We start from the raw sequence: 23,741 nt of genomic DNA on the forward strand, positions 1-23,741 counted from the left end.
ATGTTAAAAAATGTATTAAAGTCAGTAGGCAAATATAAAAAAGATTCCCTTCTGGCACCAGTTACCGTAGCCATCGAAGTTCTTTTTGAAGTGCTGATTCCTTTTTTCATGGCTGAACTGATCGATAAGGGAATCAATACCGGCGATATGACAGAGATCCTCAAATACGGTGCTCTTCTTGTCGTTCTCGCCATGGCAGCTCTTGGTTTTGGAGTTCTGTCCGGTCACTTTGCAGCAGTTGCCAGTGCCGGGTTTGCCAAAAACTTACGTAAACGGATGTATTATAAGGTACAGGATTTTTCTTTCCTGAATATTGACCATTTTTCTACATCCAGTCTGGTTACCCGAATGACCACTGATATTACCAATGTACAGAATGCCTATCAGATGATTATCCGTGTGGCTGTCCGTGCCCCGATCATGCTGATTCTGGCATTTGCCATGGCATTCAGGGTCAACATCGAACTGGCAACTATTTACCTGTGGGTCATCCCGATTCTGGGTATTGCCCTTGCCTTTATCATGACTCATGTACACCCGATCTTCGTCCGTGTGTTCAAGACTTATGATAAACTGAACAACGTGGTGCAGGAAAATGTACACGGTATCCGTGTGGTTAAATCCTTTGTTCGTGAGGACTTTGAAGAGGAAAAGTTCAAGACAATCTCTTCCAGTATTTACAAGGACTTTACAAAAGCGGAGAAAATGATTGCTTTTAACGGACCGATTATGCAGATCTGTGTATACACTTGTATGATCCTGATTTCCTGGTTTGGCGCCAACCTGATCGTAGGCGGATCCATGACCACCGGTGAACTGACTTCCATGTTCACTTATACCATGCAGATTCTTATGAGTCTGATGATGCTATCCATGATTTTTGTGATGACCATCATGTCCAAAGCTTCTGTAGAACGTATTAACGAAGTGCTGATTGAGGTTCCGGATATTTCCAATCCGCAGAACCCGGTTACCAAAGTTTCTGACGGTTCCATTGATTTCGATCACGTATCCTTCAGCTACAGCCAGAATCCTGACAAGCTCTGTCTGAAGGATATTGATCTGCATATTAAGTCCGGTGAAACCATCGGCATCATCGGCGGTACCGGAAGTGCAAAGAGTTCTCTGGTTCAGTTAATCCCGAGACTCTATGATATCACCAGCGGAACCCTGAAGGTCGGCGGCGTGGATGTCCGTGATTATGATATGGAAGTGCTTCGTGACGCCGTTTCTATGGTACTTCAGAAAAATGTGCTGTTTTCCGGTACCATCAAAGAGAACCTGCGTTGGGGAAATAAAAATGCAACCGATGAAGAACTTGTTCATGCATGCCAGCTTTCTCAGGCCGATGATTTTATCCAGACCTTCCCGGATAAATACGATACCTATATTGAACAGGGCGGATCTAACGTATCCGGTGGTCAGAAGCAGCGTATCTGTATTGCAAGAGCGCTTCTGAAAAAACCCGCCATATTGATTCTGGATGACAGTACTTCTGCTGTTGATACTAAGACGGATGCCATGATCCAGAAAGCATTCATTGAGGAAATCCCGGATACCACCAAGCTGATTATTGCACAGCGTATTTCTTCTGTTCAGAATGCTGACCGCATCATTGTCATGGATAACGGACGTATTGCCGATGTAGGGACTCATGAAGAACTTCTGGTTTCCAGCAAAATCTATCAGGAAGTTTATAATTCTCAGGTAAAGGGGGCTGCTGACAATGAGTAACGAGAACAAACCAACCCAGAGAAAATCAAACAATGAAATGAAAAATATGGCACGAGGCATGTCCAAAGAACAGCGAAAAAAAATGATGAAAGAACAGAATCCCATGATTCCGTTAAAGCGTCTGATGGGATATATCTGGAAGGATTATAAATTCCAGATGCTGCTGGTTCTGGTCTGCATTCTGGCAAGTTCCATTACCGGTGTCATCGCATCCCTGTTCCTGCGGACCCTGATTGACAGTTATATCACTCCGCTCCTGCAGTCCGCAAATCCAGACTTTGGGCCATTGTTCCATACACTGGTTCGTATGGGATGTATCTATCTGGCAGGTGCTTTGGCAACACTGGTTTACTCCAGAGTCATGGCAAATATCTCCCAGGGTGTTCTGCGTGATATTCGTGACGAGCTGTTTACTCATATGCAGTCTCTTCCAATCAAATATTTTGATACCCATTCCTTTGGTGATATCATGAGCCGGTATACGAACGATACCGATACATTACGGCAGATGCTTTCTCAGAGTTTAACACAGATGCTCTCTTCTGCTGTTACCATTATCTCTGTAGCGGCAGCTATGCTGACTACCAGTATTTATTTATCCATCGTGGTTGCTTTTTCTGTATTCTTTATGCTGAAAGTAACCGGAAAAGTTGCTGGAAACAGTGGACGCTACTTTATGAAACAGCAGGAATCCCTGGGTGCCACCAACGGTTATATTGAAGAGATGATTAACGGTCAGAAGGTCGTAAAAGTATTTAATTACGAAGAAAGAGCTGAGGAAGCTTTTGACCGGTTAAATGACGAACTTTGCAGCAACGCCACCAACGCCAACCGTTTTGCCAATATTCTGATGCCTATGATGAATAATCTTGGAAATCTTCAATATGTAGTTCTGGCTATCATAGGCGGTGTACTGGCTTACAATCATATCGGCAACATCACCATCGGTGTGATTGCCAGTTTCCTGCAGCTGAGCAAGTCTTTCACTAACCCGATTGGTCAGATCTCTCAGCAGTTAAATGCCATCGTTATGGCACTGGCAGGTGCGGGACGTATCTTCCAGTTAATGGATGAAGAACCGGAAGTCGATGATGGTTATGTAGAACTGGTTCGTGCAAAAGAAGCGTCTGACGGCACTCTGACAGAATGTAAGGAGCGTACCGGTACCTGGGCATGGAAACACCGCCATGGTGACGGCACTCTGACTTATAAGAAAATGGAAGGTGATGTCCGTTTTTATGATGTAGACTTTGGATACAATCCAGATAAAATCGTGCTTCACGATATTTCCCTGTATGCAAAACCAGGTCAGAAGATTGCTTTCGTCGGTGCTACCGGTGCTGGAAAGACTACGATTACCAACCTGATCAACCGTTTTTATGATCTGGCTGACGGCAAGATCCGCTATGATGATATCAATATCAATAAGATCAAAAAAGCAGATCTGCGCCACTCACTGGGTATCGTTCTTCAGGATACCAACCTGTTTACCGGTACGATCCGTGAGAATATCCGTTACGGAAAACTGGATGCTACAGATGAAGAAGTCATCGAAGCAGCAAAGATTGCCAACGCCCATGATTTCATTGAAATGCTTCCAAATGGTTACGATACAGAAATCGACGGAACCGGATCTTCCCTTTCCCAGGGACAGAGACAGTTACTCTCCATTGCAAGAGCCGCCATCTCCAATCCGCCGGTTATGATCCTGGATGAAGCTACTTCCAGTATCGATACCCGTACTGAAGCCATTGTCCAGAAAGGCATGGACGCTCTGATGAAAGGACGTACCGTATTTGTCATTGCACACCGTCTGTCCACTGTCCGTAATGCAGATGCCATCATGGTTCTGGAACATGGACATATCATTGAACGTGGTACCCATGATGAACTGATTGCACAGAAGGGCAAGTATTATCAGTTATATACCGGTGCTTTTGAACTGGAATAAAATAGTGTAATACCTTTGTATACAGAAATTGCCGGTCGGAACCGTAACTGCTCCGACCGGCATTTCTGTTATCTTCTTGTAACTGTTCAGTACCTTCACAGATAGTGGGATCTGAACAGTTACAGATATTTTACTATATCATCCAGCTTGCGTTTTGGTACAACGTAATCCTGATTCTCATCCAGATAATATTTAATCGCTCCGTCTTTCACATCTTCTATATAGCTTTTGTGGGATGGATACCCAAATGCCACTACTGTATGTAACTGCTGATTCTCTGTCAGTCCGAACATCTCTGACAGTTTTGGCTTGTTGCAGGCTCCGATCATGCAGCTTCCCACACCATGGCTCCATGCTGCCAACGTCAGATTGCTGATGGCAAGGCCCGCATCTGTATCCGCATAATTCTTACTGATATCCAGATTCTCCACGATACCGATAAACAACACCGGTTCTTCTCCTGCTTTCGGGCGGCCTGCATCATTTGGAAAATATCCTGCCCACTTCGTCAGATCAAAGACTTCTTTTACCTTTTCCGGGGTTCTTACTACCACGTAACTGATCGGCTGCTTATTTGCCGCGCTGGAGGCATATCTGGCTGCTGTAAGCATATCCTCCAGAATCTTATCTGATATGGCCTTTTGCTCAAATCGTCGGTAAGTCCTTCTTGTCTTTAACAATTCCATAATGTCCATATGTCCATCTCCTCTTTTTCAATCATTTATTATTCTGTTCATGCTATTCATGGAACAGAATCTCCGAGAAATACCGGATATAGTCATCGTCTGTCCAGCATTTCATCCCCACTGCATTTGCCATCTTCTGCGCATCCACACAATACGCCGACATACAGGAATTGTGCTTATATGGTCCGGCACTCATAATCAGAATATCGGTCTTTCCAGCTTCCTTCATCTTCTCCACCAGCTGCTCTGTCAGCTGATTCTGATGGAGCTTTGCTTTCTTATAGTCCATCTCATAATCCTGCATCGTCTGTAATACCAGCGTCTTCTCATACTTCAATGCCCGCTGCTTCATTTCCTCCACTGTACCACTCTCAGGAGGGCATGCAGGATTCACATTATAACAGCCACATGCGTTCTGTTCACAGTACATCCGGTATTCTGGTACAAACACCAGATCTTTGGTATCCATCAACGCTGCATCCGAAAATCCCAGCTTCTTTGCCTCTTTGATCAAATCCATCTTCTGTTCTGCTCCTCCACTCCATTTCAATTCAAGAATGCCTCTGCATTTTAGATCATTATAGCATATTCCTCAGCTAAGATAGAAGTTAAAAATTGTCAGGCAAATGCGCCTGACAATTTTTTAATCCTCACTATGTTTTTTCAGATACTCTGCCTTGCCGTCTTCATACAGGTTGTTTCCTTCACTGTCGATGATGACAACCAGTGGCATGTCTTCTACATATAATTTTCGAAGTGCTTCTGCTCCCAGATCTTCGTAGGCAATTAATTCTGCTTTTTTGATACATTTTGCCAGCAGTGCTCCGGCACCTCCAATGGCGCCAAAGTATACACCATCGTACTTCTTCATGGCCTCGACTACTTCCGGAAGACGGGCGCCTTTTCCTATCATTCCTCTTGCGCCGACAGACATCATGGTCGGTGCATAGGCATCCATACGTCCACTGGTGGTCGGTCCTGCGGAGCCGATGACCGCACCTGGTTTTGCCGGTGTCGGTCCTACATAATAGATCGTGGCATCGGTCGGGTCAAATGGAATCTTCTCTCCTTTCGCCAGTGCTTCACACATTCTCTTGTGTCCGGCATCACGGGAAGTATAGATCGTACCGGTTAACAATACCTGATCTCCTGCATGAAGTGTTCTGGCTAATTTCTTGGTTAACGGGAGTGTAATTTTTCTTTTCTCCATCTCTAAATCACCTCCGATTTATGACGCGTCACATGGCAGTTAATATTGACTGCACATGGCATACCTGCAATATGCGTCGGCATAGTCTCAATATTCATGCCAATTGCCGTGGTTTTTCCGCCAAATCCCTGCGGACCGATGCCCAGCTGATTGATTTTTTCCAGCATCTCTTTTTCCAGATCTGCGTAGAATGGATCTGGATTCTGGGTATTCAGCGGACGCATCAATGCTTTCTTTGCCAGCAGTGCACATTTATCAAAGGTTCCGCCAATTCCCACGCCGACTACCATCGGTGGACATGGATTCGGTCCTGCTGTCTCTACCACTTCCAGAATAAAGTCCTTGATCCCCTGTAATCCGGCAGATGGCTTGAACATACGGATCTGGCTCATATTCTCACTGCCGAATCCCTTTGGTCCTACCGTTATCTTCACCTGATCTCCCGGAACGATCTCTGTGTAGATCATGGCCGGAGTATTATCGCCTGTATTTCCACGGCGGACTGGATCTTTTACCACAGATTTTCTCAAATATCCCCTATCATATCCACGACGTACGCCTTCATTAACGGCATCTGTCAGATCTCCGCCAACCAGATGCACATCCTGTCCTATCTCCAGAAATACACATGCCATTCCGGTATCCTGACAGATTGGCACATTCTCCTGATCCGCAATCTCATAATTCTCAATAATATTGTCCAGTACCCCTTTTGCGATTTCTCCATCTTCACATGCCCGACAGGTCTTAATGGCATCTTTCACATCTGCCGGAAGATGTTCATTTGCTTCAATGCAGAGTTTTTCAATCACCTCTGTCAGTCTGCTCACTTCTATCTCACGCATTTTGGTAAGCTCCCCTTCTTTTTTCTGATTCGTATCTGTTCACTTCCTTCACAGACAGTGGAATCTGAACAGTTACATTCTTTTTCTATTTTATCCAGTAAAATGGAGAGTGTCAACTAATCAGAAACTCATTTTCATGAATCCGGACATCATGCATCCTCCCGCTGCTCCTGCATCCATAACATCGGCAAGTCTTTCCAGATTCATTCCGCCTATGGTATACACAGGTACGGGGCACTGGCTGCAGATTTCTTTGACAAATTCTGTTCCTTTTCCTTTCAGTCCTTTTTTACAGTCTGTCTCAAAAATCGTACCGAGGATAATCTGCGTTGCCCCACTGTTTATCGCAGTCTGTACATCTCTCAGACTGTGGCAGGAAATGCTGATTTCTTCAAATTCTTTTCTCAGGCGGATTCGCTCCACTTCCGTCAGATTCTGCAGAATCGGTATGGACAGATGTATCCTCTCGCAGCCAATTTTCCTAGCAATAGCAATTCTGGAATGCAAAAAGCAGGCCACATTCTCTTTACGGCAGATTTCCAGCACTTTCCCAGCCAGCTGTTCGTATTCCTCATCCGTCAGATCTTTTTCCCTTAAAATCAATGCACGGGGATGCAGACGGACCACTTTTTCCATCTGCATCAGAAAATCTCCCTGCACCAGGGCACGGTTGGTAATCACTATGGTATGTTCATATTCCCTACACATAAATATAATCATTCAGAACCGGCTGAAGACCTCCCTGTTCCATGTCCTCATACATGGATGCAAAAGAACGGTTATCGTTGATCTCAAACTGTTCATCTCCAACATCTGCCTCTTCTTTTCCTTCATACTTTTCTTCATGGTCTCCTATACCGGTAGAAACTCCTGCTGATACTTTCGTAGCACAAATTTTGGCAATACCATTACGGAATGCGGCGCTTTCTCTGCTGGATACGGTTATTCCCGCAAATGGGAGGAAAATCCGATACGCACAAAGTACCTGACAAAGTTCTTTTTCCCCTACGTCTCTTGGGTTAATCTTGTCGTTATTCACGATCGGACGCAGGCGTGGACAACTCAGTGACAGTTCTGCATGTGGATATTTTCGGTTAATATAATAGACATGCAATGCTGTTGCCAGTGCATCTTTTCGAAAATCATCCAGGCCCAGAAGAGCTGAGAATCCTGCCCCTCTCATGCCTCCCATCAGTGCACGCTCCTGAGAGTCAAACCGGTATGGCCATACCCGCTTATGTCCCATCAGATGCAGTGTTTCGTATTTATCTGTATGATAAGTTTCCTGGAATACCGTTACGTAATCTACGCCACATTCATGAAGATACTGATATTCATCCACATTTACCGGATAAATCTCAATACCAATATTTTTGAAATATTTTCTGGCAATCTTCACTGCTTCTCCAATATACTTCACATCTGAATATGCCCGGCTTTCGCCTGTAAGGATCAGAATCTCTTCCATTCCGGTTCTGGAGATTACCTGCATTTCGTGTTCCATCTCTTCAAATGTCAGTTTTTTCCGGCGTATATTGTTATAACAGTTGAATCCACAATAGATACAGTAATTCTGACAGTAGTTGGCAATATACAGTGGTGTAAAAATGTACACGGTATTTCCGAAATGATTCTTGGTAATCTCTTCTGCCTTTCGTGCCATCTGCTCCAGATAAGGCGCCGCAGCCGGGGATAAAAGCGCTTTCAGATCTTCTATGGAACAGGACTCATGTGAAAGTGCCCGCTCCACATCCAGTGCTGTATAGGTATCATAGTCAAACTCATCCATAGCTTTTAATACTTTATCCTTGATGTCAGATTCAATCACCTGCATGCCTTCCATATATTCCATATGATTGGTTCGGAAAGACGGATCCTGTTCCAGACGGTGCTTTCTCTTAAGTGCTGCCGGTGGAAGCTGGTCGCTGTCTACAAAATATACCTGATTTTCTTCGTTCATCCCTGTTCCTCCTAACGTAAGAAACCTGTCAGTGGGTCAGATGCACTTCCACCTCTTGCCAGGACTCTTCCCATTCCGGTCAGATATGCTTTTCTTCCCGCTTCAATTCCAAGTTTAAAGGCAGCTGCCATCTCCGGCACATCTCCTGCTGTTGCGATTGCAGTATTTGCCATAACAGCCGCAGCTCCCATTTCCATTGCTTCACACGCCTGCGACGGTTTTCCAATTCCGGCATCTACAATAATCGGCAGGTCAATTTCATCAATCAGTACCTGAATCATGGCTTTCATAGCCAGTCCCCGGTTACTTCCAATCGGTGCTGCCAGTGGCATGACCGCTGCTGCTCCTGCGCTTTGAAGATCCCTTGCCACATTCAGATCTGGATTCATGTATGGGAGTACCACAAACCCTTCACTGGCAAGAATCTCGGTTGCTTTTATGGTTTCCTGGTTGTCTGGGAACAGGTATTTGGTATCACGCATGATCTCTACCTTTACAAAATCTCCGCATCCCATAGCTCTGCTTAAACGTGCAATACGAACGGCTTCTTCTGCAGTTCTTGCACCGGAAGTATTCGGAAGCAATGTTACTCCTTTTGGAATGTAATCCAGAATATTTTCACTTTCCTGTGTATTGGCACGGCGCAGCGCAAGTGTAATAATCTCCGCACCACCCTGCTCTACTGCCGCTTTAATCAGATTCAGGTTATATTTTCCAGATCCGAGAATAAAACGACTTTTAAATTCTTTTCCACCTAAAACTAATTTATCTTCCATGACTTTTTCTCCTTTTATCTTTCCATTATCAACTGTATGACTTTATTCGCTTCATGGGCTGCACAGGCTGCTACTCTTGGTGCCATCAGCCCGATGCCGCCACCCACATCTGTTTTCTGGTCTCCGCATACATACAGACGTCTCATTTTCTGGCTGGTACAGATATCATTGGTGTCTCCGTAACCAGCCATTCCATTACCGGACACTACGATCGTTTCCGGGCACTGCATCAATAATTCTCTTACCAGCATGGCTTTCTGGTCTGGCTTATCAAAAGCCTCACACACAATCGGATACTCCTTAAATAATTCTCTGACATTCTCCGGTGTTACTTTTATTCGCATTGATTCACAGATCAGATAGGGATTAATCTGATATAAAATCTGTGGCAGAGCCTCTGTTTTCGGCAATCCCAAATGTGAGATGAAATACATCTGCCTGTTCAGATTGGTCACATCTACCACATCAAAATCCACCAGGAAAAGATGTCCGATTCCGCTCCGTGCCAGCATGACTGCTATGTTCGACCCCAGTCCTCCAAGTCCGGCTACCGCCACCTTTGCTCCCCGTAGTTTTTTCCGCATTTCATCTGGGAATCTCGCATCAAAAGCACGATCCAGTTCCTCATTTGAGATCATCTGCTGCATCTTTATCTGCATTTCTGTCATTTTTCAGCCTCCGCCTACAAATCGCAATACTTCTATTGCATCTTCATCCTGAATGATTACATTTCCAAGTTTCTCCTGTGGAATGATCTCCTGGTTTCGTTCTACTACTACTCTCTCTGGTTCAAATCCGGACTCTTTTAAATACTCCAGAAGATTTTTTCCGGCGAGATTTCTTTCCTCTCCATTGATCTTTACCATGTATCCACACTCCTTTCTCTTTTTCGGCACTCATTCTTTCTCAAAACGCCAAAAAACGCCGAATGATACACTTAATCTGTATCATCCGGCGCCTGTTCTGCTCCTGTGAAAAGTGGTGCCCCCAGTTCACGTAAAACAGAGAGCGGCAACTTTACCTTCTAACATTGCAACATGTATTTCCCTACGTTGGCATTATCCAAATCAGGTTTCAGGTCAAGACTACAAAGTCTACTCTCAGCCCATCCATTTGAGCTCCCTATTTGCTGATCATTATATAGCATTTATCTTTCATTTTCAAGTATGTTTTTTAACACATTCCTTAAGTACATTCCGTAACTGATTCATATCAAGTGGTTTTGCAACGTGCCGATCCATTCCGGAAATACGGCTCTTAATAATATCCTCTGTAAATGCATTCGCACTCATAGCTATTATCGGTATCTTTTCGGCATCTGCCCGCTTCATGGTCCGTATTTTCCTTGCTGCATCCCATCCATTGAGGTTTGGCATCATAATGTCCATACAAATCACATCATAATAACCTGGTTCCGTATTTTGAAATTTCTTTACTGCATCCATCCCATCCACAGCACCCTCAACCTGCATACCATTTTCTTCTAACATATACTTGGCGATTTCCATGTTCAGTTCGTTGTCTTCTGCAACCAGAACACGCAGTCCTTCCAGAGATACTTCTCCCTGTACATACGGCTCTTCTGTCTCAATTCTTTCTCCAATTTTAAATGTTAATGTAATCAGTACGGTAGTTCCTTTTTCCTTCTGGCTCTGAATCTCAATGGTTCCTCCCAGTTTATCCGCAATTTTCTTTGCAATTGCCAGTCCCAGTCCACTGCCTTCATACTTTGATCTGCTGGTTTCATTCTCCTGTGAAAACATATCAAAAGCCCGTTTTACAAATTCTTCGCTCATACCAATTCCAGTATCCGAACATCCAAATTGATATGTCACATGTCTGTCATCTGCGGTCTTTTCTTCCCCCCAGACCTGTATCTGTCCACCTGCATTCGTAAATTTCACCGCATTATCAGCAATAATTGTCAGAATCCGTTCCACATACAGTGGATTCCCGATGAGATAGCGGTGTTTTATTCCCGCACGTTTCCAGTTCACCACATAGTCGATCAGCTTATTGGCCGCCATCTTCTCTCTGCTGGTATTCACTTTGTTCAGCAATTCTGCCAGATCAAACGGAATATTCTGCTTCACCTCTGTTTCTGACTCCAGCTTATTCATATCCAGGATATCATTCACCAGTGCCACCAGATATTTGGAGGATTCCCTTATTTTATCTCTGCATCTTTTCTGCATTTCCTGATCATCCGGATAACGTTCTGCCAGATCCAGCATCCCAAGAATTCCATTCATCGGAGTCCGGATATCATGGCTCATATTCGATAAAAATCTGCTTTTGAGAGCGGCATCCTTCTTAGCTTCCGCTACCTGATACATCAGATCCTGCTCTCGCTTTTTTGTATCACTGATACTTCGTATCGCACAGAGTGCATGAGTCAGACAGCCATTTTCATCTCTCTTCTTTTCTATTAAACGCATTTTATGCCAGCTTCCATCTTTCATACGATATTCCAGATCAACAGATTCTTCCGATTTCATCCTCTCAGGCAGGGTAGTAATATCTGTAAATTTTAAAAATGTTTCCTGATATTCTTCTGCCACATCTTGTCTGCAAACTCTTTTATTGTTTACAGATAAGATACCTGTCCGGATAAAGTTCAGATGTATCTTGTCTCTGTTTATAATTTCTTCAAATGTATCTGCCTGAATATCTATCTGCGAAATATACTGATAGGATTTGGCAATAGCTGTAATGATCTCGTTGCTCAGCTTCGCCTGCTCCAGTGCTTCCTGAAGCTTTTGCTGAATAGAACGTTCTTTGTAAAGAATGCTGTCTATATTACGATATCCTAAAAAAATCTGAAATGTCTGATCATCTGTCTTTTCCTTCACTGCATATGCTTCATAATAACTGTCTTTTCCCTCTCTGGAAACACTGTGATAATGATACGTAATTTTATCTGTATTACATAGCAGTTTTTTCATATTCTTACAGGAATGCCAGTTCTTAAATTCTTCTCTGTCTTCCTCTAGAATAAAATTCTCTGCATAATGCTCTGTATATTCGTCAAAGGTCGAAAATACCATACCGGACTGCTCAGCCATCTGCCTCGCATTGGTATTTCCTATAAGTCGCAGCGTTTCATATTTTCCAGAATTGAGTTCTATGCGGTACAGAGAAACGTATTCCGGCAAAAGCTTTTTTAAGCCCTGTTTTTCCTCCGTCAAAGAATCCTGATTTTTCTCTATTTTTTTATTTCTTTCCGCATAGATCATGCATGAGCAGAAGCCTTTTTGCCCGGCAGGCACAACCACGACATGATACAGTTCGTCCAGCATCAGATCCATTTCACTGATTTTATTCTCATATGCTGCCGCATAATAAGCATTCAGCCATTCCGAATCGATCTGTGGATACAAATTTAAAAATGAATGATTGATCATGTCATCCAGACAATATCCCTTCAGCTCTGCAAATGCAGGATTACAATACCGATAAATCCAGTCTGTCGGATGCCCATCTGTATCCAGTATAAGTTCCGCCACACAATATGCAGCCGGACTGTTTTGAAAAATATCGAGATGAAAATCTTGTTGACAGAAAGCCATAACGAGTTCTCCTTTATCTGATGAAATGGATTATTTCTACACGTTCTTCTTTTTCGGGAGTCATGATTTTATTATTTATCATACCACGAAAATTTCCGTCTCACAATTTTTTTTCCGTTTCTTTCTCTATTTATTTCGGTTTCCTAACTTGATCCTTTCTGTGATTCATGTTACGATTTTTATAAATAAAATCGTAGTATTTATTATACATGGAGGTTCTTTATGGAAAAAGGATTATATACTCATATATCAAAAGGCGATATCAAACATCTTCCCGGTCGTGATGCCATCTGGCTTCAGACACCGGAAACCACAGGCGGGAAATATACCACTGTATCCACCACATTCTATCAGCCAGGTGTGAAAGTGACTCCTGCCCACTCTCATCCATATGGCGAGGAGACCGGATATGTTGTATCCGGACATGGAAAGGTACTGATTGGCGATCAGGTATTTGAAGTGGAACCTGGTTCTGTCTTCCTTTTCCCACAAGGCGTTCCACATATGGTATGGAATACAGGTGATGAAGTGATGCAGCTTCTGTTCGTCTACGCCAACGGGCCAAAAGCATCCGAGAGCATTCCTTACGAAGATGTTGATTTTCCTGAATAGAATCACTGCAAAAGACCGCTCAGAATTGCTCTGCGCGGTCTTTTTTTCAAGAATGCCTCGGCATCCTTCTATAACTGGTAATCCATCTCATGCCAGATTTCTCCGCCCCAGGTGGAATTGGCCATTCCCAGATCCCGGAAACCAAACTTCTGATACATCTCCACTTTACTCTCAAGACAAGTCAGTACCAACCGCCTGCGTCCATTTTTCTTTTCCCGCTCTGCATACTGTCTTACGATCTCACGGGCAAGTCCCTGTCTGCGATACTCTGGTCTCACATCCAGTCCCAGAAGCATGACATTCTCACCTGCCGGGTCATAAAGATGAATCTCTGTAAAGAATTCATCCCGGAATATTGTCTCTTTTGTGGACAGTCCATTTAAAAATCCTGCTATCTTTCCTGTCTCTGTATCTTCTGCCACCAGAAACAGTTCCGGTGCAGTCTCTACCCTTTCCTTCATGGACCTGGCCGAGCAGGCTTCATTTGGCGGAAAACAGATCTGTTCAATCTCTGTCACCTCTTCCTTCTCATCCATTCGGATGTCCCGGAAAAGAAAACGTTCCGGCCAGATACTGCCCTCGTCCAGTCCTTTCTCTGTCATCCATGCATCGGTAACAGATACATACCGTTCCTCTCCATTCTCATTAATAAGTGTCAGGGAAAGCTCTCCTGTCTGTTCTTCTGACGCTTCCTCACAGCCATAATTTCCGTCAAAAATATGCTTGATCTTCCACATAATAACCTCTCTGCCTGTTTTCCAAAACAAATGCTTATATTTGCACCCGTTTCAGAAGTTTCTTGTATCCATCATAACATAATTTTTCAAGTCTCACAAGTTAGTGCAATGCCTCAGTTTCCAAAAACGGGTGCTTATCTCCGCACCCGCTTCTCTACCATATTCAGGATTCCATACAGTACCATGGCAATGACACACAATATTACTATAGCCATGATCAATCTCGTCAATTGAAAAACCTGACTGCTATAAATAATCAGATAACCAAGTCCCCGCCTGGCTCCCATGAATTCTCCGATAATAACCCCCACCAGGCATAATCCAATGTCTACTTTCATAATACTGATGATAGATGGGATGTTACTTGGCAGGATCACTTTCGTCAATACATGGTGCTTTTTTCCCCCAAGTGTATAGATCAGTCTTGTTTTTTCACTTCCGGATTCTTTGAATCCTGTATACAGGTTCAGAATGGTTCCGAAAATTGCTACTGACATACCCGCCACGATGATGGTCTTCTGATTGGCTCCCAGCCAGACGATCAGAAGAGGTGCCAGCGCAGACTTTGGAAGACTGTTTAGGACAACGAAAAATGGTTCGGTAATTTCTGCCGCACTGTCACTGCACCATAACAATACTGCTGTCAGGATTCCAAGCAGTACTGTCAGGAAAAAGCTGATCATTGTCTCAAACAAGGTAGCTCCTGTATGCATCCACAAGCTTCCATCTTTCCCCATACTCATCATGGTTTCCCAGATTCTTACCGGACTGCTGAAGATGAATCCGTCGATCCATCCCACCCGTACCGCCAGTTCCCATAAAAAGAAAAAGGCAATTATAATGCTGATCCTCATTGCCTTTACGAACTTCCTGTGTTGACTTTGCTGCTTTAAATATGCCATCTGCGCCACAGATACCTGCCCAGTGTCCAAAGCAACTCCTGCTTTTCTCTTTACTGACATTGCAGTACCTCCCAGATCTCATTGAAATATTCCTTGAATCCCGCCATATTTCTTGCTTTCATAGGGGTGCGCTGTTCCATCTCAAATGTGGTTTCCACTTCTTTTAATACCGTTGCCGGACGCTTTGATAAAATAAGTACCCGGTCTGCCATACTGACTGCTTCTGACAGATCATGGGTAACCAGAATTGCTGTCTTGTGTTCTTTCTTAATGATCTGGTAGATATCATCTGCCACGGTCAGACGCGTCTGATAATCCAGTGCGGAAAACGGCTCATCCAGAAGCAGCAGGGATGGTCTCAGAACCAGGGTGCGGATCAACGCCGCACGCTGCCTCATGCCACCGGATAACTGACTGGGTCTTGCATGGCGGAATTCCCACAAACCGTATTCTTCCATCAGTTTTCTGGCATATGCCTGATTCTCCTCTGTCAGTTTTTTCTGTATTTCCAATCCAAGCGTGACATTTCCATAGATATTTCTCCATTCAAACAGCTGATCCTGCTGTGGCATATATCCGATATGAAAGTCCATATGATCTCTTAATGGTTTCCCACGAAATAAAATCTCTCCTGCGCTTTCTGCAAGCTGTCCGCACAGAAGTGACAATATTGTAGTTTTTCCGCATCCGCTGGGACCTACGATTGCCACAAACTCGCCTTCATCCACCGTAAAACTGATATGCTTAAGCGCCTTCGTTTCTCCGTTCAGACTGTGATACGTATATTCCACATCTCTGCATTCCAAAAAAGATGGCATCTTTTACACCTCCACTTTCTCTTAGTGTTAATGTATGAGATACCATCTTTATTGTTCACTCTGTGACAAGTAACAATTATCTCTACTGTGCGCCGTCGATTGCTGCCCACTGCTCTTCGATAGAAGCACAGGTAGTGTCTTTGTCTGCTGTTCCGGCTACATATGCCTGCATCAGTTCACCAAATACCTGATGCCAGCTGTCTGTAGAGTAGCATACACCCAGTGGTGCTGCTCCCTCAGATTCTTCCAGTGCACTTCCCTGTTTGATGATCTCAAAATCGCTCTCCGCCTCGGTAGCTACAGGAGGTACTACGCCTGCTACATCTGTAAACCACTGTGTGCCGTAGTCTGAAGTGTACCACCAGTTTACGAAATCCAGTGTAGCCTGAAGAGCATCGGAATCTTTTGCCACACGCAATGCCTGGTCAGATCCGGAAATGATCTGTGACTGTGCTGCATCCTCGGTTACCGGATATCCTGCGAATCCAATCTGAAGGTCTGGATCAATTGCCAGTGAATCTGCTTCGATCCATGCACCCTGTCCCAGAACCATAGCTGCCTGTCCGCTTCCGTAAGCAGCCAGTTCGCCGTCCAGACCAGTCTCCAGAGGTTTGTCATCGCCATATTTTACTGCCAAGTCGATAAACTGGAAGAAGTTATCATACAGTTCCGGATAGTCAGATACTTTTGCTTCTCCGTTTTCAAACTTCTGTACCAGTTCTGCTACTGTTGTATCAGCATTGGTAGCCGCTGCTGCCAGGAAATGCTGCCAGATGTGTTTGAATACCCACCACTCACTGAAGCCTGTGGTAAATGGTGTATAACCTGCTTCAGAGATAGCTTCGCATGCAGCTTCTACTTCTCCTAAAGTCTTTGGAACTTCGATTCCAACTTCATCAAAGATAGCTTTATTATAAACTAATCCGAAATAATTGCCTTTGATAGCCAGACCATAGATACCGCCGCCCTCTTCTGTGGATGCCATAGAAGAAGCTACAGACGGAAGCATGGTTTCTGCCAGAGGCTGGTCAGAAAGATCTGCCGACCATTCACGGTAAACATCGATCTCTTTTCCTGATGTAGAGGAGAAAATATCAGGTACTTCTCCGGAATTCAGTTTGGCTTTCAGTAATGTAGGGTAATCATTCTGTGTGGTTTCGTAGTTGATGGTAACATCCGGTTCTACTTCTTTGTAAGCATCAATCAATTCATTAATCGCGTCTGCATACTCCGGAGAACTGATGAACATATAAATCTCATTCTCTGCTGCGGATGCACTGATACCAAGACCTGAGAACACACCTGCCACCATCACTGTACTAAGTAATACACTCACTAATTTCTTTTTCATGGAATTTCCCTCCTTATACAATATATATTTTTGCCCCTGCCCATGAACTGCAGGTGTTCTTTAACCGCATCACGTCAGATCTTCTATGCGGATAAATTCGTTTTAACCTTTTACTGCTCCTGCCACTACACCATCCACGATATATTTCTGTAAAAAAATGAAGATGATAATGGATGGAACTACTGCCAGCACCATGGCTGTCATAGCATAATGCCATTTGGTATTCATCTGGCCTACAAAGGTATAAGCTGCAAGTACCAGTGTCTTGGTCTCATTACTGCTGTTGACCATCAGAAGAGGAAGCAGAAAGTCATTCCAGATCCACATCACATCAAGTACAATCACTGTGACTGTAACAGACTTTAGCAGTGGAAAAATCACTCTGAAAAATGTCACATGGGTAGATGCACCGTCGATCTCTGCGCTCTCATCCAGTTCCTTTGGTATCGTCTTCATAAAATTATAGAAAATAAAGGTCGCCATCGGGATACCAAATCCCCAGTATTGTACACCAAGTCCCAGCTTGCTTCCAGACAGATGAATCACATTCATGGCTTTCAGCAGTGTGATCATAATCGTCTGAAACGGAATCAACATCGGCGTGATAATCAGCAGATGAGCTATTCTGGTGTAACGGTTTCTTCTCCGGTCCAGCATATAGGCTGCTGCAGAACTGAACAGAACAATTCCTGCAATACCTGTTACCGTAATGATCACGTTGTTTCCAAACAGTTTAAAATAATTGATCTTATCGACAACGTATGTATAATTCTCGATTTCCGGCTTTGTCGGCATCGCAATGGCATCCCTGACAATCTCACCAAATGGCTTGAAGGAATTCATAAACATCAGAAATACCGGGTAGATATAGATCACTGCCACAATCAGAAGAAGCAGATAGAACAATACTCTGTTTACTTTTTTTCTTGTCTTCACGTTCATCCTCTGCCACCTCCTACAGTTCTACTTCACGGCTGCTGAAAATCTTCAGAACTACCTGGGTCACAACCAGCACCACAATAAAGTAGATGATGGATTCTGCGGATCCAAGTCCGTAATTATTATTCTGGAATGCTTCTTTGTAGATCTGCAGCGTCACACTATAGGTAGATCCTCCGGGACCACCTTTGGTCAGTGCCAGAATAATATCAAATACCTTCAGTCCGTTGGTCAGAGACATAAAGATACAGGTAGTCATCGATGGTCCCAGCAGCGGAAGCGTCACCTTGAAAAAGCGCTGTCTGCCGGTGGCTCCATCCACAGTCGCCGCCTCCAGCACATCCGCAGGTACTGCCTGCAGTCCTGCAATATAAAGGACGATATAAAATCCAAGGGACTGCCATACACCTACCAGTACCACAGAATAAAATGCCAGCTTCGGATCACCCAGCCAGCTCATATCCCATATCCCCCATCCGGTGATATCTGCAAGTCTGGCAAACCCCTGAGTGAATATGAATTTCCAGATAAATCCGACAATCGTCATGCTCATAATGTACGGAATAAAAAATACCCCACGAAGTACATTTGCCATCTTAAATTTCTTTGTCAGGCAGACTGCCAGAAACAGTGCCAGCACATTGGAAAAGATAATAAATAACAATGTATACTTTCCGGTAAAAATCAGTGCATTAGAGAATTCCTTACTTTTACTGAAAATCATTACGAAGTTATCCAAACCGATAAACTCTGCGTCTTTTGCTATTCCGTTCCACTTCGTCAGTGAATAGTAACCACTCATAATAAATGGAATATACATCATCATGGTTACCAGAACGATCGCCGGAAGCGTATACAAAACGGTGTCAAACACTTCCTTTCTCTTTCGCTTTGACTTCAGCATAGTTTGCATCCCCCGTTTCTGTTTTTGTATTGTTTTCATAACTTTTTCTGTTATTTTTAGTATATATCTGTTAAAATGACAATGAAATGGAATTTTAAGAACGTTTTCTGGTAAAAAATTGACCAGTTCCGTTTTATTTTTCGAAAAGGAAGTGTTTATTTTGTCAATTATTAACAAAAAAAGTCGATTACAGCTTCGAAGAGAACGAATTCCCCTCTGGTCTCAGCTTGTCATTCTGGTCACTCTGATCACCGCCTTGCTGATCAGTTTTATTCTGATCCGGGATTATAGGAAAAACAGGGACTACCTAATGGAACAGCATGTTTCCACATCCGTCAGGCTTCTGGATCTGGAAATGCAGAATCTGGAGCAGTATATCCGAGATCTGACCTCCTTCTGTCTGCTTCCACTGTATGACAGCCAGTTTACCCAGGCACTGAACTCACGCACCTCCTTCACGCCGTCACAAACCAAGAATATTAAGGAGCTGATTCAATCCGGTTATTATTCCCGCAGTGATCTTGACGGGTACCAGATCTATTTCTGCAATCAGGATCAGACCTACGGGCGGGTAGGTGCTTCACAGCATGTGATGCTGCTTCCATCCTCTTCTCTTTCAGAAGAACCAGGCAGTATCATTTCCGCTTCCGGAAAATATTACAATGCCATTGAACCGTCTGCAGAACAGAACGGTTTCTTTTCCTATTACCAGACAATTATCCGTATTCAGGACTGCAGCCAGCAGGCTGTGGTAAAGGTAGATGTAGATACCAGCTACGCCAGATCTCTGAACAGCAAGCATCAGAACTATGGCGAATTTATCTGCATTTTTAATAGGGACGATGCTCTGCTTTATTCCGGTAAACCAGATATCTTTTCCACAGCAAATACTTTATCAGCCAAGACATCCGTCGATGCTTCTGATGATACATCTTTTCTGCTTACACTGAACGACACTGATTATCTTGGCGTCCTGTGCACAAGCATTCCATATGGGCTGAAAATGACAGCTTTTCTGCCACTTGATAACTTACATCAGGAAATCCGTTCCCTTCTCTATACCAATATTTTTACCGGTATTCTTTTATGGTGCGTTGTCTCTGCGCTGATCTATATTCTGCTGCGCCTTGCCATGCGCCCGCTTGCACAGCTTAGCCGGCAGATGGTCAAAGCCGGGGACGGTAATTTTTCACCGGTTACCGGTATCGGTGGCAGTCTGGAAATCACTGATCTGGCAGACAGTTACAATGATATGGTCCGCCATATTGACCGCCTGATCCGCCGCAGCTATCTGTCTGAGATTAATGAGAAAACTTCACGTCTTGCAGCTCTGGAAGCCCAGTTGAACCCTCATTTTCTCTATAATACCCTACAGGCTATTGCAACCGAAGCACTGGTGAATGACCAGCCTCAGATTTACCAGATGATCACTTCACTGGCCTCTAACCTGCGTTATTCCATCCAGGGCGGTGATCTGGTCTATCTGAAGTCAGAGATCACATATGTGAAAAACTATGTATTTCTTCAGAAAATAAGGTTGGAAGACCGACTTCAGGTTACTTTCGATATGGATGAATCCCTGCTTCAGACTATGATTCCGAAAATCAGCATTCAGATTCTGGTGGAAAATGCCATTATTCACGGGATAGGTCCAGAGACCGACTCTATTACCATTGTCATTGAGACTGTCCGTCATGACCGCTGGCTGTGTGTCTCCGTCTCAGATGATGGCTGCGGAATTTCTGAGAATCAGCTTCAGCAGATGCAGGCTGAATTCCAGAACTATCTTCACCCTGGCAATGCCGGAAAAATAGGTCTCGCCAATCTGAATAGCCGCCTGCATCTCCTGTATGAAGAAGATGCCACTCTGGAGATTCAGAGTCAGGCAGGAAAAGGCACCTCTATTACTATGAAAGTTCCTGTGGATGCCGTCCGTGGCTGAACCTGTGGTCTGTAAAGGCAAGCTCATGTTTTGATATCTATATAAGAAAGAAGGTTTTGGTATATGTGGAAAGCATTGATTATAGACGATGAAAAACCGGTCCGCATCGCAATCAGCAAACTGGGAAAATGGTCTCATTTTCAGATTGATCCGCCACTCATGGCCGCCAATGGAAAAGAGGCTCTGGCAGTCATGCGAGAAGTACACCCTGATCTGGTATTTGTGGACATGTCCATGCCAATCATGGATGGTCTGGAATTTCTGAAAGCAGCTTCCGCCGAGTTTTCTGACAGCCGCTTTATTATCATCAGTGGATATGATGATTTTTCCTATGCACAACAGGCCATTCGGTATGGTGTCATGGATTATCTCTTAAAGCCCATTATTGAGGATGACCTGAATATGGCCATCCAGCGGGCAGTGGAATCCATCTGCCCAGACTTTCGTCCATCTAATGAGAAAAAAGAAGAAACAAATCTGGATTCCGATACCGTAACCACCATCATCCATGATTATATCGATAAACATTACAGTACCAATATTAAGATCTCTCAGTTTGCTGATAAATACTTTTTTTCCAAAGAATATCTGACCCGTCAGTTCAAGGCCCGGTATCATTGTGGAATCTATGAGTATGTCCTTCAGGTACGCATGGAACGTGCCAGGGATCTGCTTCTGAATCCGGATATCAAGATCCAGGATGTTGCCCAACGGGTGGGATATGCCGATAACAACTATTTTAGCAAAGCCTTCCGGACTTATTATGGCATCTCACCGACCACATTCCGCCAGGAACAGCATATCTGAATACGTCCCCAAAAAAGGCATCTCCGGATGGTATAAAACAGTAAAACCTGTCATACCATCCGGAGATGCCTTTTTCTTTCTTATACTTTCATGCTCTTTTATGCAGTTACTTCATTTCCGTTCTTTCTTCCTTCCATGAATGCAAGTGCATTGTCCATAGTTGTCTTACTGATTGCCTGCAGCGCTTCCCTTGCAAAGAATCCTTGGTGAGATGTTACCATAACGTTCGGGAAGTTAAGCAGTCTGGCTACGGTAGAATGTTCCAGAATCTGATCCGAACGGTCTTCGTACACGTTAGCATTTTCTTCCTCATATACATCCAGTCCGACTGCAAAGAACTTACCTTCACGGATTCCCTGAATCAGATCATCTGTTTTGATCAGACCACCTCTGGAAGTATTGACCAGAATGACACCATCTTTCATTTTGTTAATGGTATCAATATTGATCATGTGATGGGTGGATTCCATCAGCGGGCAGTGCAGGGAAATCAGGTCTGACTGTGCCAGAAGAGTATCCAGATCTACATATTCTGCAAAATCCAGATCCGGATTCTGATATACATCATATGCCAGAACCTTCATGCCAAATCCATGGCAGATCCGTGCCATGGCTGCACCGATTTTACCGGTTCCTACAATACCGGCTGTTTTTCCGTGTAATACCACACCCATCAATCCGCCAAGACTGAAGTCGTTTTCACGTACTCTTACGTATGCCTTGTGAGTATGACGGTTAGCTGTCAGTGCCAGTGCCATGGCATGTTCTGCCACTGCTTCCGGCGAATAGCCAGGTACACGCATAACCGTAATACCCTTATCCTGCGCCGTCTTCAGATCCACGTTATTGAATCCTGCGCAGCGCATCAGAATCAGCTTTACGCCGCACTGTGCCAGTGTTTCTACTGCCGGTGTGCTCAGATCCATATTGACAAATGCGCAGACAGCTTCATACCCCTGTGCCAGTCTTGCAGTATCCGGTGTCAAAAGTACATCTACATAATCGATCTCAATCTGTTCATATACTTTATCTTTCCATGTATCATTAAAAAACTGTTTATCATAACTTTTAGTTCCGAAAAATAATATTTTCATGCTATATCTCCTCACTTTCTGTGAAAACGCTCCCGGATCCAGCGCTCTCCCTGCTGTATCCGCTCTCTCACACCGGTCTCATTATACCCTATGTTCGTTAAACTTTCAACAATGATTTGTATTTCCTGCAAAACTCCCTCTCCATGAGGAATCAGATACGCTCCGGCATCGCTGCCTGCCGCCAGCTTCACACCTTTTTCAAATCCATATATCAGATTCTCGCACTCTTTTTCATAGATCTGTTCCAGCACATGTTCCGGGTATCTGCCACATCCCAGCAGATTCCTGGTGGTCACAATCGTAGGCACCCAGACACATTCTCGCTCTGCCATGGCATCCAGACAGTCTGTATCAATATAATTACCATGCTCAATACTGTCTGCCCCGGCTTCCACTGCTGCCAGCACCGGCTCCCGGCCATTTCCATGCACCATAACCGAAAAGCCTTCTTCATGGGCAATATGCACCATCTCCCGGATCCAGTCAGCTTCCAGTCCCGGTTCACTGAGTGCACCAAAGGTCTCGTACTCCATAATGCCGGAAACCATAATTTTAATAAAATCACCGTTCCTGTGTCGGACTTCTGACACCAGCTGTGCGAATTCCGTCAGTGTCTCTGCTGACTTTCCCACAATGCCACCGTAATGCCCTTTTCTGTGAATGGCAAATACAGGAGTACGGTAATCAATACCATACTCCTGTGCCAGATCTCTCGCTCTCTCTGACACACCGTATTTGTCACCGCCATCACGGACAAAATCAATTCCATTTTTCTGATAGGAAGCTAATTCCTCCCTTATCTTCTGCACATTTACTGACTCTTTATGATCCCGTACTGCCTGGCGGTAATCTGTACCATTCATAAAGAGATGTGCGTGGCATTCTCCAAACATATTTTTCCTTT

At 44.1% G+C, this 23,741-nt stretch carries 23 protein-coding genes and 1 riboswitch; of the genes, 5 read left to right on the forward strand and 18 right to left on the reverse strand.

Features of this window, described 5'->3' with window-relative positions; genetic code table 11:
- Both H8716_RS00095 and H8716_RS00100 read left to right on the forward strand, forming a co-directional pair.
- On the forward strand, positions 1-1,734 hold the full coding sequence (locus tag H8716_RS00095; protein WP_249306215.1) for an ABC transporter ATP-binding protein: 1,734 nt from the start codon (positions 1-3) through the stop codon (positions 1,732-1,734).
- Between the two features lie 58 nt (positions 1,735-1,792).
- Positions 1,793-3,685: an ABC transporter ATP-binding protein gene (locus tag H8716_RS00100; RefSeq protein WP_249307193.1), complete on the forward strand. Its 1,893-nt coding sequence runs from the start codon at positions 1,793-1,795 to the stop codon at positions 3,683-3,685.
- A 119-nt stretch (positions 3,686-3,804) separates the two neighbouring features.
- Here H8716_RS00100 and H8716_RS00105 read toward each other — a convergent pair whose 3' ends face one another.
- The 10 genes from H8716_RS00105 to H8716_RS00150 form a co-directional block, all read right to left on the reverse strand.
- A complete protein-coding gene (locus H8716_RS00105; RefSeq protein ID WP_249306219.1) occupies positions 3,805-4,380 on the reverse strand; it encodes a nitroreductase family protein in 576 nt (191 codons plus the stop codon).
- Between the two features lie 43 nt (positions 4,381-4,423).
- Entirely contained in the window at positions 4,424-4,891 is a 468-nt protein-coding gene (locus H8716_RS00110; protein WP_249306221.1) for a DUF2284 domain-containing protein, read from the reverse strand.
- 123 nt (positions 4,892-5,014) lie between these two features.
- Complete coding sequence (locus tag H8716_RS00115) at positions 5,015-5,581, reverse strand: Fe-S-containing hydro-lyase (protein ID WP_249306226.1); 567 nt, start codon at positions 5,579-5,581, stop codon at positions 5,015-5,017.
- A 2-nt stretch (positions 5,582-5,583) separates the two neighbouring features.
- Positions 5,584-6,426: a fumarate hydratase gene (locus H8716_RS00120; RefSeq protein WP_249306229.1), complete on the reverse strand. Its 843-nt coding sequence runs from the start codon at positions 6,424-6,426 to the stop codon at positions 5,584-5,586.
- A gap of 120 nt (positions 6,427-6,546) precedes the next feature.
- The gene (locus H8716_RS00125) at positions 6,547-7,146 is read right to left on the reverse strand and encodes a thiamine phosphate synthase (RefSeq protein WP_249306232.1); all 600 of its coding nucleotides are present in this window, start codon (positions 7,144-7,146) and stop codon (positions 6,547-6,549) included.
- Complete coding sequence (gene thiH, locus H8716_RS00130; protein ID WP_249306235.1) at positions 7,127-8,386, reverse strand: 2-iminoacetate synthase ThiH; 1,260 nt, start codon at positions 8,384-8,386, stop codon at positions 7,127-7,129. The genes H8716_RS00125 and thiH overlap by 20 nt, the downstream gene beginning before the upstream one ends.
- Positions 8,387-8,397: 11 nt before the next feature.
- A complete protein-coding gene (locus H8716_RS00135; RefSeq protein ID WP_249306238.1) occupies positions 8,398-9,162 on the reverse strand; it encodes a thiazole synthase in 765 nt (254 codons plus the stop codon).
- A gap of 14 nt (positions 9,163-9,176) precedes the next feature.
- Positions 9,177-9,830, reverse strand: coding sequence for a sulfur carrier protein ThiS adenylyltransferase ThiF (gene thiF / locus H8716_RS00140; protein ID WP_249306241.1), 654 nt, complete (start codon positions 9,828-9,830; stop codon positions 9,177-9,179).
- Positions 9,831-9,833: 3 nt separating this feature from the next.
- Entirely contained in the window at positions 9,834-10,028 is a 195-nt protein-coding gene (thiS, locus tag H8716_RS00145) for a sulfur carrier protein ThiS (RefSeq protein WP_249306244.1), read from the reverse strand.
- A gap of 161 nt (positions 10,029-10,189) precedes the next feature.
- Positions 10,190-10,297: riboswitch (TPP riboswitch) on the reverse strand.
- A 25-nt stretch (positions 10,298-10,322) separates the two neighbouring features.
- The gene (locus tag H8716_RS00150) at positions 10,323-12,731 is read right to left on the reverse strand and encodes a hybrid sensor histidine kinase/response regulator (RefSeq protein ID WP_249306247.1); all 2,409 of its coding nucleotides are present in this window, start codon (positions 12,729-12,731) and stop codon (positions 10,323-10,325) included.
- A 222-nt stretch (positions 12,732-12,953) separates the two neighbouring features.
- Here H8716_RS00150 and H8716_RS00155 point away from each other — a divergent pair, with 222 nt between their 5' ends.
- Positions 12,954-13,343, forward strand: a complete 390-nt coding sequence (locus H8716_RS00155) for a cupin domain-containing protein (protein ID WP_249306249.1) — start codon at positions 12,954-12,956, stop codon at positions 13,341-13,343.
- A 68-nt stretch (positions 13,344-13,411) separates the two neighbouring features.
- Here H8716_RS00155 and H8716_RS00160 read toward each other — a convergent pair whose 3' ends face one another.
- From H8716_RS00160 to H8716_RS00185, 6 genes are all read right to left on the reverse strand, one after another.
- A complete protein-coding gene (locus H8716_RS00160) occupies positions 13,412-13,945 on the reverse strand; it encodes a GNAT family N-acetyltransferase (RefSeq protein WP_249307194.1) in 534 nt (177 codons plus the stop codon).
- A gap of 269 nt (positions 13,946-14,214) precedes the next feature.
- Positions 14,215-15,042: an ABC transporter permease gene (locus H8716_RS00165; RefSeq protein WP_249306252.1), complete on the reverse strand. Its 828-nt coding sequence runs from the start codon at positions 15,040-15,042 to the stop codon at positions 14,215-14,217.
- Positions 15,033-15,800, reverse strand: a complete 768-nt coding sequence (locus H8716_RS00170; protein ID WP_249306259.1) for an ABC transporter ATP-binding protein — start codon at positions 15,798-15,800, stop codon at positions 15,033-15,035. The genes H8716_RS00165 and H8716_RS00170 overlap by 10 nt, the downstream gene beginning before the upstream one ends.
- A gap of 82 nt (positions 15,801-15,882) precedes the next feature.
- A complete protein-coding gene (locus H8716_RS00175) occupies positions 15,883-17,151 on the reverse strand; it encodes an ABC transporter substrate-binding protein (RefSeq protein WP_249306262.1) in 1,269 nt (422 codons plus the stop codon).
- Between the two features lie 102 nt (positions 17,152-17,253).
- A complete protein-coding gene (locus tag H8716_RS00180) occupies positions 17,254-18,093 on the reverse strand; it encodes a carbohydrate ABC transporter permease (RefSeq protein ID WP_249306265.1) in 840 nt (279 codons plus the stop codon).
- A gap of 13 nt (positions 18,094-18,106) precedes the next feature.
- Positions 18,107-18,994: a carbohydrate ABC transporter permease gene (locus H8716_RS00185; RefSeq protein WP_249306268.1), complete on the reverse strand. Its 888-nt coding sequence runs from the start codon at positions 18,992-18,994 to the stop codon at positions 18,107-18,109.
- A gap of 160 nt (positions 18,995-19,154) precedes the next feature.
- On the opposite strand from H8716_RS00185, the gene H8716_RS00190 reads away from it, so the two are divergent.
- Both H8716_RS00190 and H8716_RS00195 read left to right on the forward strand, forming a co-directional pair.
- A complete protein-coding gene (locus tag H8716_RS00190; RefSeq protein ID WP_249306278.1) occupies positions 19,155-20,936 on the forward strand; it encodes a sensor histidine kinase in 1,782 nt (593 codons plus the stop codon).
- Between the two features lie 63 nt (positions 20,937-20,999).
- Complete coding sequence (locus H8716_RS00195; protein ID WP_249306281.1) at positions 21,000-21,743, forward strand: response regulator transcription factor; 744 nt, start codon at positions 21,000-21,002, stop codon at positions 21,741-21,743.
- Between the two features lie 98 nt (positions 21,744-21,841).
- Here the strand turns inward: H8716_RS00195 and H8716_RS00200 are convergent, their stop codons facing one another.
- Together H8716_RS00200 and H8716_RS00205 are read right to left on the reverse strand one after the other, a co-directional pair.
- Entirely contained in the window at positions 21,842-22,837 is a 996-nt protein-coding gene (locus tag H8716_RS00200; RefSeq protein WP_249306285.1) for a 2-hydroxyacid dehydrogenase, read from the reverse strand.
- 11 nt (positions 22,838-22,848) lie between these two features.
- Positions 22,849-23,730 (reverse strand): amidohydrolase family protein, encoded by an 882-nt coding sequence (locus H8716_RS00205; protein WP_249306289.1) that lies wholly within the window; start codon positions 23,728-23,730, stop codon positions 22,849-22,851.
- Between the last annotated feature and the right edge of the window lie 11 nt (positions 23,731-23,741).

Source organism: Jingyaoa shaoxingensis (assembly GCF_014385005.1).
In the GTDB taxonomy this organism is placed as follows: Bacteria; Bacillota; Clostridia; order Lachnospirales; family Lachnospiraceae; genus Marvinbryantia; species Marvinbryantia shaoxingensis.